Consider the following 11,586-nt stretch of genomic DNA (forward strand, 5'->3'; position numbering starts at 1 on the left):
GTGATCGTCTACGAGGCCGACAAGAAGCAGTTTCTCAGCGACAACAACGACAGGGACATCGAGGACGTCATCCTCGCCAAGTACTTCGGCGCTACCGGCCGCAAGGTGCCAGCGGCAGAGATGAGGTCGTGGAGGGATTCGCTCGGCTACATGTCGAGAGTCCTCAGCGATTCTGAAATCCCGAATGACGTCGGTGTGGCCGTCGAGCTGCACATCCCGCAAAGCTCCAAGCGCATCGACATCAGCCTGACCGGCCGAGGTCACGACGACTCGAAGAACGTCGTCATCGTCGAGCTCAAGCAGTGGGACAAGGTGAAGGCTTCGACCAAGGACGCGTTGGTCAACACCTACCTTGGCGGAGGACATCGGGAGGTGGTTCATCCCTCGTACCAAGCGTGGTCCTATGCCTCGTTGATGGAGGGCTTCAACGAAGCGGTCTATTCCGGCGGCATCTCGGTTCAGGCTTGCGCGTACCTCCACAACTACGAGCGCGATGGCGTCATCGACTCGGACCACTACGCCGGCTACATCGCGAAGGCGCCGCTGTTCCTCCGAGGCGAGTCCGAGCGAGGTTTGCTGCGCAACTTCATCAAACAGCACATCAAGTTCGGCGACCCGAGCGTGCTCTACGAATTGGTGAACGGCCGCATCAGGCCATCGAAGGCGCTCAGCGACAGCCTCGCAGGCTTGCTGAAGGGAAATGCAGAGTTCATCTTGATCGACGACCAGAAGGAGGTTTACGAGAACATCCTGGCCGCAGGTCGAGCCGCATCGAGCGCGAGTCCCAAGGTGGTGATCGTTGAAGGCGGGCCGGGGACTGGCAAGACGGTTCTCGCCATCAATGCGCTCGTCACATTGATGGGTGCCGGCTTGAACTGCAAGTACGTTTCGAAAAACGCCGCACCAAGGCGCGTCTACGAGACCAAGCTAGCCGGCACGATGACGCGCACGCGTTACTCCAACCTCTTCACGGGCTCTGGTGGTTTTATCGACACGCCCGCCGACCAGTTCGATGTGCTGATCGTGGACGAGGCCCACCGCTTGAACGAGAAGAGCGGCCTGTACGGCAACCTGGGCGAGAACCAAGTCAAGGAACTCATCGCCGCCGCCAAGTGCACAGTGTTCTTCATTGACGAGGATCAGCGCGTGACGCTGAGCGACATCGGCACCAAGAAGACCATTCGCGACTTCGGCATCGGCAAGGGCGCGGAGGTGTCGGAGCACGAACTGGCCTCTCAGTTCAGGTGCAGTGGTTCAGCCGGCTACATCGCATGGCTGGACGACACGCTGGACGTTCGAACGACTGCGAACCAGACGCTCACTCCCGCCGAATTCGACTTCAAGGTCTTCGGCACACCCGACGAGCTTCATGCATCGATCGCCGCGAAGAACACGTCAGGCACTGCGCGCGTCGTGGCCGGCTATTGCTGGCCGTGGACCAGCAAGAAAGACCCGAAGGCTTTCGACATCGTCATCGGTGACTACCGTAAGCGCTGGAACCTCGATGTCGATGGCAGCCTGTGGATCATTGCGCCGAACTCGATCAACGAAGTCGGCTGCATCCACACCTGCCAAGGGCTGGAGGTCGACTACATCGGGGTGATCATCGGGCCGGACCTGATCGTGCGCGATGGAAACGTCAAGACCGTGCCGGCGGCACGAGATCGATACGACAAGACATTGCGTGGCTACAAGGTACGAGCCAAGGCCGATCCCAAAAAGGCCGCTGCAGAAGCCGACCTCATCATCAAAAACACCTACCGCACGTTGATGACGCGAGGCATGAAGGGGTGCTACGTCTACTGCAGCGACGAAGAGACCGCAGCTTATTTCCGCGCCCGGCTGTCACCCGGTGCGATCGCTGCGGTCCCGGCATGAGGATCGGAGATGGGCGGTGATGCCCACCTCGATCCTTCAGGCCTTCTGCTGATCTAGCACGCGAAGCCTCTTCAGGAGGCCTTGCGTGAGCCGGGCGATGTCTTCCGCCAGATCCGCCCCAAGCCACATGAGGTTGCCCCGGTGCCTCGCCCCAATTGCCTCGAACAACTCCTGCTCCTCCCCGTAGCAGCAGTGCAGCAGAGATTGCAGTTGGGTCAACTTGTTCTCAAGAATGTCCGACGCGTCCGAGCCCTGGGTTACGTCGTGAGAAGTGGGCGAATTTTGCCCGGCGATAATTCGATCAGCCATTTGATGTGCTCCTTGTCAAAGATTTGCACGTTGATTGGTCAGACGGCCATGGTGTTAGCGCACCTTGGCCGTCGCCTTTTCTGCCTCACATCGACATCGCTGCGGTGTGCATTTCGATGTCCCGCCGTGAGGCGCGGCGGTCGACAAATATACGAACAGAAGCGCTTCAACGGAGCGCTTGTGCGGCGAGCAAATCGCGCATCGCGCCAACTTTGCCCACATCGGCAAACCAAAACAAAATGCCCTTTGTCTCGGCATTGGTCGCGGCAATAAATCGGCAATGAATCGACGACATGCAAGACCCGGTCATCACCATCACCACCCCCGCCACGCATCCGCAATTGGGCGCGGCCCTGAAGCGTTGGCGCCTGCTGCATCGCGTGAAGCAATCGCACGCGGCCGAGCTCTTCAACGTGAATCAATCGACCATCTCGCGCTGGGAGTCCGGCACGCAGGCGATGGAGCCCGCCGAGCGCGCACGTGCCGAGGCGCTGTTGTCGGCGCGGCTCGATGCGGCCGCCGACCACGCGCTGGCCAGGCTGGTCAACGAGAGCCCGCGGCCGGTGCATCTGGTGTGCGACATCACGCATCGCCTGCTGGCCTCGTCCGCGCGCAGGGCCGCCGAGTTCGGCGCGCCGCTCTCGCTGCTGCTGGGCCGCTCGCTCTGGCGCTATGCCACGCCGGAGATCGCGGGCAAGGAAGCGATGCTCGATGGCATCGGCTGGCGCGATGCGCTCGCGCCGCCCTCGCTGGAGTTCGCGACGGGCACCAACAGTTCGCAGCTCGTGCCCATTGCGCAGAGCCGTTGCCGGTGGACGCGGCTCACGCTGTCGGATGGGACGTCGGCGCGGTTGGTCGAAACGCTTTAGGCATGCGCAGAGGCTCCTGCGCGACTGGCGCTGCGTCGCTATGCTCGCCAAGCCCATGACCTCTGCGCCCCCCGATCCAACTGCGCCGGCCGCTCCCGACGCGCCGGCCGTCGACCCGCCCCGCAGCCGGCGCGTCGCCTTCCTCGTCGCTGCCGCGTTCTTCATGGAGAACCTCGACGCCACCGTCATCACCACCGCCGTGCCGGCCATGGCGCAGAGCTTCGGCGTGGCGCCGGTCGCGCTGTCGATCGGCATCAGCGCCTATCTGCTGGCGCTGGCCGTGTTCATTCCGGTGAGCGGCTGGGTGGCCGACCGCTTCGGTCCGCGCCAGGTGTTCGCGAGCGCGATCCTTCTCTTCACGCTGGCCTCGGTGGCCTGCGGCCTCGCGCAGAGCCTGCCGGTGTTCGTGGCGGCGCGCATCCTGCAGGGCATCGGTGGCGCGCTGATGGTGCCGGTGGGTCGGCTGGTGGTGTTGCGCAGCACGCCCAAGAGCGGGCTGGTGAAAGCCATCGCCACGATCACCTGGCCCGGACTGGTCGCGCCGATCCTGGGCCCGCCGCTGGGCGGCTGGATCGCCAGCGCATGGACCTGGCACTGGATCTTCTTTCTCAACGTGCCGCTGGGCGCCGTGGCCCTGGTGCTGGCCCTGCGCTGGATCGACGGCGCACCGGGGGAGCGGCGGCCATTCGACTGGCCCGGCTTCCTTGCGAGCGGCGCGGGTCTTGCCGCGCTGATGTACGGCCTCGATCTGTTGAGCCACACCGCGATCGACTGGCCGCAGGCGCTGGCCTTCGTGGCGGGCGGGGCGTGTTCGCTCGCGTGGGCGCTGTGGCACCTGCGGCGCACGAGCCATCCGCTGGTCGATCTGTCGGCGTTCGGCGTGCAGACGTTCCGGGTGTCGGTGTTCGGCGGGTCGCTGTTTCGGGTGGCGATCAGCACGGCGCCGTTTCTGCTGCCGCTGATGTTTCAGCTGGCCTTCGGCTTCAGCATGGTCGCCTCGGGCTTCATGATGCTGGCGCTGTTCGCGGGCAACCTGGGCATGAAGCCGGCCACGGGCTGGGTGATGCGGCGCCTTGGCTTTCGGGGCACGCTGATGGTCAATGGCGTGCTGGTGGCGCTGGGGTTCGTGGCCTGCGCGGCGCTGTCGCCGGACACGCCGCGCGCGGTGATGGCCGCGGTGATGGTGGTGGGCGGCATGTGCCGCTCGATGCAGTTCACGGCGTTCAACACGCTGGCCTTTTGCGACACCACGCCCGCGCAGACGAGCAGCGCAACGACGCTGTTCAGCATGTTCCAGCAACTGAGCGCAGGCATCGGCATCGCGTTCGGTGCGATCGCGCTGAGCGTGGCCCAACGCTTCACGGGGCACGCGGGCCATCCGGGCGTGGCGGACTTTCGGATCGCGCTGGGGTTGGTGGCGGCGCTGGCGTTGCTGGCGCTGATCGATGCAGCGGGCTTGCCGCGCAATGCGGGCGCACGTGTGAGCGGGCACGGCGACGCTGCTGCGCCGCAGGCTTCGCGCTGAACGCCTGCTTGTTGTCGTGCCGGTCGAACCCGGCCTAGGCCGAATGGCCGGCTCGGTGATGGTGGTGAACCCCACCCCAAATCACCGCAAAAAGCGCATCATCTTCACTGACGGACCCGCAGTGCAGACTGTTCGCGAGGCAGAGCATGACAAGAAGGTTCTCAAAGCTTTTCTGGGTCGGCGCTGGGCTCGCCGCGGGGGGTGTTTGTGCCCTGTTCGCGGCAGACGAATTGAAGACTTCCCGGCTGCAATCGGCCCTGTGGCGCGACCTTGCCAGCGATGCCGGCTTCAGCGTCGACGTCGGTGCCAGCGATGCGATTCGCTTCCCCCACACCGGGCCTTATGACGAGCGGCTGGGCTACCACGGCCTTCCCGGCTACATCGAGCGCCTGCAGCCGCAGGGCTATGTGGTCACCCGCCAGGCGCGCATGTCGCCGCGGCTCATCGCGCTGCAGGACTACGGGCTCTACGCCCCCTACCGCGAGAAAAACCAGGCCGGCCTGACGGTGCGCGACTGCCGCAATGCGGCGCTGCTGCACACGCGCGTGCCCAAGCGGGCTTACGAGCGCTTCGAGGAGGTGCCGCCGCTGCTGGTGAGTGCACTGCTGTTCGTCGAAGACCGCCACCTGCTGGACGCGGAGCCGCTGCAGCGCAACCCGGCGCTCGATCCGGAACGCTTCGCGAAGGCAGCGCTGGAGCAGGCGCTGCGGGCGGTCGGCCTGGGCCAGTCGGCAACGGGCGGCAGCACGCTGGCCACCCAGATCGAGAAGTACCGCCATTCGCCGCAGGGCCGCACGGGGTCGGTGGGCGACAAGCTGCGCCAGATGGCATCGGCCTCGCTGCGTGCCTATCAAGACGGCGAGGACACGCAGGCGCGGCGCCGCCAGATCGTGGTCGATTACCTCGACACGGTGCCGCTGGCCGCACGCCCGGGCATGGGCGAGGTGCACGGCCTGGGCGATGGGCTGTGGGCCTGGTACGGACGCGATTTCGGCGAGGTCAACCGCCTGCTCGCCGACAACGCGGAGGAGGCGGCGGCGCCCACGGACGAAGCGCTCCGGCAGCAGGCCGAGGCCTTCAAGCAGGCGCTGTCGCTCATGATCGCGCAGCGCCGCCCGTCGCAGCATCTGCTGGGCGATGGCGTGGGCCTGGCTCGGCTGACCGACAGCTACCTGCGGCTGATGGCCGAGGCAGGCCTGATCACGCCCGCGCTGCGCGATGCGGCCTTGCCGCTGGCCTTGCACCTGCAGCCCGAGTTGCCGCCCGTGCCGCGGCCGGACTTCGTGCAGCGCAAGGCCGCGAGCGCGCTGCGCACGCACATCTCGGCGCTGCTCGACGTGCCGCGCGCCTACGACGTGGAGCGCCTGGACCTCGACGCCGAAAGCAGCCTGGACGGCGAAGCGCAGGCGCTGGTGGCGCGGGTGCTGGCGGGCCTGCGGACACCCGCCGCGGCGAAGGCGGCGGGACTGTTCGGCTCGCACATGCTGGACCCGGGCGCGAACCCGGGCCCGCTGATCTACAGCTTCACGCTGTTCGAGCGCAGCGCCGGGGCGAACCTGCTGCGCGTTCAGGCCGACAACATCGACCAGCCGTTCGACCTGAACCAGGGCGCGCGGCTGGACCTGGGCTCGACGGCCAAGCTGCGCACGCTGGTGAGCTACCTGGAACTGGTGGCCGAGCTGCACGCGGGCTGGGCCGACTTGAGCCCGGCCCAGTTGTCGGCGCTGGCCCCGAGCCTGCGCGACCCGCTGGGCGCGTGGGCGCGGCAGTACCTGCTGCGCGCCAAGGATCGGCGCCTCATGCCGATGCTCGAGGCGGCCATGGAGCGCAAGTATTCGGCGAGCCCGGGCGAGGCCTTTTTTACCGGCGGCGGGCTGCACCGGTTCGGGAATTTCGAGCGCTCGAGCAACGGCAGTTCGATGACGGTGCGGGAAGCCTTCAAGCATTCGGTCAACCTGGTGTTCATTCGCCTGATGCGCGACCTGGTGCGGCATCGCATGTTCGGCGGCGCTTCGGAGGCCGAGCGCCTGCTGAAGGACCCTGCCGCGCCGGGCCGGCGCGAACTGCTCGCGCGCTTTGCGGACCGCGAAGGCTCGGCCTATCTCATCCGCTTTCATCGCAAATACCAGCGCCAGTCGGCCGCGGGCGCCGAAGCGCTGCTGCTGCGCGGCCTGAGGCCGTCGGCACCGCGCCTGGCGAGCGTGCTGTTCACGATCGAGCCCGAGGCCAGCGACGCGCGGCTCGATGCACTCCTGGTGCAGCGGCTGGGCCGCGGCGCCGGCTCGCCGCGCGCCCTCGCGGCGCTGCGCAACACCTACGCGGGCTTGTCGCTGGCCGATCGCGGCTATGTCGCACGCGTGCATCCGCTGGAGCTCTGGCTGGTCGGCTACCTGCGCAGGCACCCCGGCGCCTCGCTGACCGAGGTGCTGCAGGCGAGCGCGAGCGAACGCCAGGAGGTCTACGCCTGGCTCTTCAAGACGCGCCACAAGAGCGCGCAGGACCGACGCGTGCGCGAGCTGATCGAGCTCGACGCCTTCGCGCGGATTCATCGTTCATGGCAGCGCGTGGGGTACCCGTTCGCGTCGCTGACGCCGTCGTACGCGAGCGCGATCGGCGCATCGGGCGACCGGCCGGCGGCGCTGGCGGAGCTGATGGGCATCATCGTGAACGACGGCATGCGGCTGCCCACGCAACGGGTGGGCGCACTGCACTTCGCGCGCGACACGCCTTACGAAACGCGACTGGAGCCGCGCAGCGCGAGCGCCGAACAGGTGCTGCCCGCGGAGGTGGCCGCGACGGTGCGCCGCGCGCTGGTCGAGGTGGTGAACGGCGGCACGGCACGGCGCCTGAAGGACGCACTGGTGGACGAGAACGGCCGCGTGACCGAGATCGGCGGCAAGACCGGCACCGGCGACCATCGCTACGGGCAAATCGGCCGCGGCGGGCGGGTGGTTTCGGAGCGCAAGATCAACCGCTCGGCCACCTTCGTGTTCATGATCGGCGAGCGCTACTTCGGCACGATCATGGTCTACGTGCACGAGCCCCATGCCGCGCGCTATCGGTTCACGAGCGCGCTGCCGACCCAGTTGCTGAAGTCGCTGGGGCCGCAGTTGCTGCCGGTGCTCCAGCAAAGCGGGTGCGGGGGAGATTGACGGGCCGGCCTCCCGGCCAACCAGTTGCGGCAAACTCTCCGGACCACCGACCCCCTGGAGTCCGCATGGCGCTTTCGCCCCCCGCTTCCCATCCCCATTACGACCGCCTGATCGCCGCCGCCCGCGCCCTCCCCCCGCTGCGCGTCGCGGTGGTCCACCCGGTCAACGCGGTGTCGCTCGAAGCGGCGCTGGCTTCGGCGGCGCTGGGCCTCATCGCGCCGACGCTGGTCGGCCCGCGCGCGAAGATCGAAGCCGCGGCGCGCGAGGCCGGCGCCGACATCTCGCACCTCACCATCGTCGATGCGCCGCACAGCCACGCCGCGGCCGATGCCGCTGTGGCGATGGCCTTGCGCGGCGAGGTCGATGCATTGATGAAGGGCAGCCTGCACACCGACGAGCTGATGGGCGCGGTGGTGCGGCGCGAAGGGGGCCTGCGCACCTCGCGGCGCATCAGCCACTGCTTCGTGATGGACATTCCGGGCCACGCGCAGCCGCTGGTCATTTCCGACGCGGCGATCAACATCGCGCCGACGCTCGAAGAGAAAGTCGACATCGTGCAGAACGCCATCGACCTCGCGCATGCGCTGCACATGCCGGCCGTGCGGGTGGCGATTCTCTCGGCCACCGAAACGGTGAACGCCAAGGTGCCCTCCACGCTCGACGCCGCCGTGCTCTGCAAGATGGCCGACCGCGGCCAGATCACCGGCGCGCAGCTCGACGGCCCGCTCGCCATGGACAACGCCATCGACGCCGAGGCCGCGCGCATCAAGGGCATCGTCTCGCCGGTGGCCGGCCGCGCCAACGTGCTGATCGTGCCCGACCTGGACGCGGGCAACATGCTCGCCAAGAGCCTCACCTTTTTGGGCGGCGCCTACGCGGCGGGCATCGTGCTGGGCACGAAGGTGCCGGTGATTTTGACGAGCCGGGCGGATTCGGAATCGGCGCGGTTGGCGTCTTGTGCGGTGGCTTCGATGTTGGTGAAGGCGGGGAGGGATCGGTTGATCAAGGCGGTGGGGTGAGCAAGTAGCCGGCACGCCACGCCACGCGCGCGCGCATATCTCATGCGTGGACATCGCCCCATCGCCTCCCTACGATCCCCGCCGATGAACATCGAGCAACTCAAGGGCAAGCTCGCCTTCCTGCGCGAGGCGGAAAAACTCAAGGACGTGCTGCGCAGCGGCCACACCTCCTCCGGCCGCGCGGAGAGCACGGCCGAGCACAGTTGGCGGCTGTGCCTGATGGCGATGGCGTTCGAAGAAGAGCTGGCCGGGCTCGACCTGCTGCGGGTGCTGAAGCTGTGCGTGGTGCACGACCTGGGCGAGGCGATTCATGGCGACATTCCGGCGATCAGCCAACACGCGCATCCCGACAAGAGCGAGCGCGAGCGCAACGATCTGCTGACGCTGATGGCGCCGCTCGATGCCAAGCTGCGCGGCGAACTGCTCGCGCCGTGGGACGAGTACGAAGCCGCCGACTCGCCCGAGGCCAAGGCGGTGAAGGCGCTCGACAAGCTGGAGACGATCCTGCAGCACAGCCAGGGCGCGAATCCGGACGACTTCGACTACGCGTTCAACTTGGAGTACGGGCGCAAGCACACGGGGACCGCGCCGCTTTTCAGCACGCTGCGCGAACTGCTCGACGACGCCACGCGGCGCAGGATGTCGGCGGCGCCGATCCACCGATAGCGCAGGGAGAGCGAGGTTCTGCCTCGCGGTGCGATCACACGCGGCCCGCGGTGACCAAGAGCGTCACTGACGCCGCTCTACCGCCCAGCCCCGCACTTTGATCACCTGAGTTCCGCCCCGCCGGCTGCTGCTGGCGTCGGTCGCGACTCGGCTCCCATCTACATTTAAGTTGCATAAAACACACAAAAAGTGTTTCTGTAATGTAAGTAACAGATGCTTGTGACACTTTCCACACACTAAACTTACATTTTTGAAACAACTTCACGTGTTCGATGCGCACTTCTTTTTCGCTGATTGCAGGTGCGCGTCGCCTCGGTGTGGTGCTTGGCTGTTGCGCCGTGTTCTTCGGCCCGCCGGCCGCCTGGGCCGGGTTGAACGAAGTCGGCAAGGCCACGCCCAGCATCCATCGGCTGAAGCTTTTCGTTGATCCGCAACTGGCCGACGGCATCGGCGCCGCGGAAGCCGGCCGGCGCCTGGCGCAGTACGTGGCGGACGTCAACACGGTGTTCACGCGCGAGACGGTGCGCAGCTTCGTCTTCGATCCGGTCAACGACCTGCAGCTGATCGCCCCTGCCGATGCGCCGGCATGCAGCCACAACGGCCTGGTGAACGGGGAGATCGCGGTGTGCATCTCCAAGTCGGCGCGGGGCTACAGCCACGGCGGCCTTGCCGCGAGCTGGACCTTTCCGCAGAAGGGCGTGGCCTGGAACCTGAACTGGATCGCGATTCACGACCCGCTGCGGCTGTCGCGCGACATCACCAAGGCCGCGCCCGAGTCCACCGAAAAGGACTACCTGGGCCGCCAGCTCAAGACGCTGCTGCACGAACTGGAGCACGTGTTCGGCGCCGGCGCGGGCGAGTACTACAACGCCTCGGCGGTGAAAGACACCACCGGCACCGCACCGCAGGCCGACCTGGCGCTGATGAGCGACACCGACCGCTACTGGTGGACGCGCCAGAGCTGGCGGCTCGATCCGCTGCTGGGCACGGTGTTCGAGCAGCGGCGCGACCCGGCGACGAACCGCGTCATCACGCTGAACATGATCCGCTTCACCGCGGGCACCAAGGCGAACATCAACACCGACTGGAGCGATTGGCCGAAGTACGGCACCTCGAAGTTCATGGCGGGCACGACGGCGACGCAGGTGCGCATCACCGATCGCGGAACGGGCGCCGCATTGCCGGGCGCGCAGGTGTCGGTGTGGCGCAATGCGGGCACATCGACGGAGCAGCCGATGGTGTTGCTGGCGCAGGGCGTGGTGGATGAGGCGGGGCGCTTTTCTTTCGACTGGGCCTGCGGCTTCACCTGCTTCAACAGCGCGAAATCGACGCTGCTGGTGAAGGCATCGGCGCCCGGGCGTTCGCCTACGGCGAGCTGGTTCACGATTTTTGATGCGTTCGAGCAGAAGGCGGTGAAGGGGCAATCGACGTTCACGATCGACATGTCGCTGGGCGGCGTGGACAACGTGCCGCCGACGGTGTCGGTGTCAGCGCCCGCGATGGCCACGCTGGGGCAGCCAGTGACCATCGCGCCGGCCGTGGTGGACAACGTGGGCGTGTGGGGCGTGAAGGTGGCAGGGGCCGATGGCATTCCGATCTGCACTTTCGAAGCACCGCCCTTCACCTGCACCTGGACGCCGATGACGCCGGGCATGCAGACGATTCGTGTGATCGGCGTGGATGCGGCGGGCAACTCGGCGATGGCGACTGCGAATGTGATGGTGAATGCGCCTGCGGATGTGGCGCCGCCTGTGGTGTCGGTGGCTGTGCCAGCGGCGACGGGCGTCAGCCGGACGACGACGCTGTCAGCCGCGGCGCAAGCCAACTCGGGCATTGCGGAGCTTCAGTTCATCGTGGATGGGAAGACGCTGTGCACGGTGAAGGCGGCGCCGTATACGTGCAACTGGACGCCGGGGGCGGCTGGCTACGCGAGCATCGAGGCGCGGGCTGTGGATGCGATGGGGAACATCGCTAGCGTGTCGGCGAACATGCAGGTGAATGCGCAGATCACGCCGTATCGGGCGTTGGCGTTGAAGGAGGGGGAGAAGGATGTGGCTGAGCAGCTGATGACGCAGGCGGCAGCGCCGGCGGCGGTGGTAGCTGTGCCGAAGGTGCGGACGGCTGTGGCTTCGCGGGATCGGAGTGGGTCTTGAGATCGGATCGATCGT

8 protein-coding genes are annotated in these 11,586 nt (G+C 66.9%); 7 read left to right on the forward strand and 1 reads right to left on the reverse strand.

Annotation, left to right across the window (positions count from 1 at the left end; genetic code table 11):
- Entirely contained in the window at window positions 1-1,878 is a 1,878-nt protein-coding gene (locus tag QF040_RS15170; RefSeq protein ID WP_429611728.1) for a DNA/RNA helicase domain-containing protein, read from the forward strand.
- A gap of 36 nt (window positions 1,879-1,914) precedes the next feature.
- Here QF040_RS15170 and QF040_RS15175 read toward each other — a convergent pair whose 3' ends face one another.
- Window positions 1,915-2,187 (reverse strand): hypothetical protein, encoded by a 273-nt coding sequence (locus QF040_RS15175; RefSeq protein ID WP_429611729.1) that lies wholly within the window; start codon window positions 2,185-2,187, stop codon window positions 1,915-1,917.
- A 293-nt stretch (window positions 2,188-2,480) separates the two neighbouring features.
- On the opposite strand from QF040_RS15175, the gene QF040_RS15180 reads away from it, so the two are divergent.
- The 6 genes from QF040_RS15180 to QF040_RS15205 all read left to right on the forward strand — a co-directional run bounded on the left by QF040_RS15180 (window position 2,481) and on the right by QF040_RS15205 (window position 11,571).
- Entirely contained in the window at window positions 2,481-3,056 is a 576-nt protein-coding gene (locus QF040_RS15180; RefSeq protein WP_429611730.1) for a helix-turn-helix domain-containing protein, read from the forward strand.
- A gap of 55 nt (window positions 3,057-3,111) precedes the next feature.
- Window positions 3,112-4,581: a DHA2 family efflux MFS transporter permease subunit gene (locus QF040_RS15185; protein WP_429611731.1), complete on the forward strand. Its 1,470-nt coding sequence runs from the start codon at window positions 3,112-3,114 to the stop codon at window positions 4,579-4,581.
- A gap of 146 nt (window positions 4,582-4,727) precedes the next feature.
- Entirely contained in the window at window positions 4,728-7,733 is a 3,006-nt protein-coding gene (locus QF040_RS15190) for a transglycosylase domain-containing protein (protein WP_429611732.1), read from the forward strand.
- 65 nt (window positions 7,734-7,798) lie between these two features.
- Window positions 7,799-8,752, forward strand: coding sequence for a phosphate acetyltransferase (locus QF040_RS15195; RefSeq protein ID WP_429611733.1), 954 nt, complete (start codon window positions 7,799-7,801; stop codon window positions 8,750-8,752).
- An 84-nt stretch (window positions 8,753-8,836) separates the two neighbouring features.
- Complete coding sequence (locus QF040_RS15200) at window positions 8,837-9,418, forward strand: HD domain-containing protein (RefSeq protein ID WP_429611734.1); 582 nt, start codon at window positions 8,837-8,839, stop codon at window positions 9,416-9,418.
- A gap of 272 nt (window positions 9,419-9,690) precedes the next feature.
- Window positions 9,691-11,571, forward strand: a complete 1,881-nt coding sequence (locus tag QF040_RS15205) for an Ig-like domain-containing protein (RefSeq protein WP_429611735.1) — start codon at window positions 9,691-9,693, stop codon at window positions 11,569-11,571.
- The last annotated feature ends 15 nt before the right edge of the window (window positions 11,572-11,586 follow it).

It is taken from the genome of Variovorax sp. W2I14 (assembly GCF_050435205.1).
GTDB classification, from domain to species: domain Bacteria; phylum Pseudomonadota; class Gammaproteobacteria; order Burkholderiales; family Burkholderiaceae_C; genus Variovorax; species Variovorax paradoxus_C.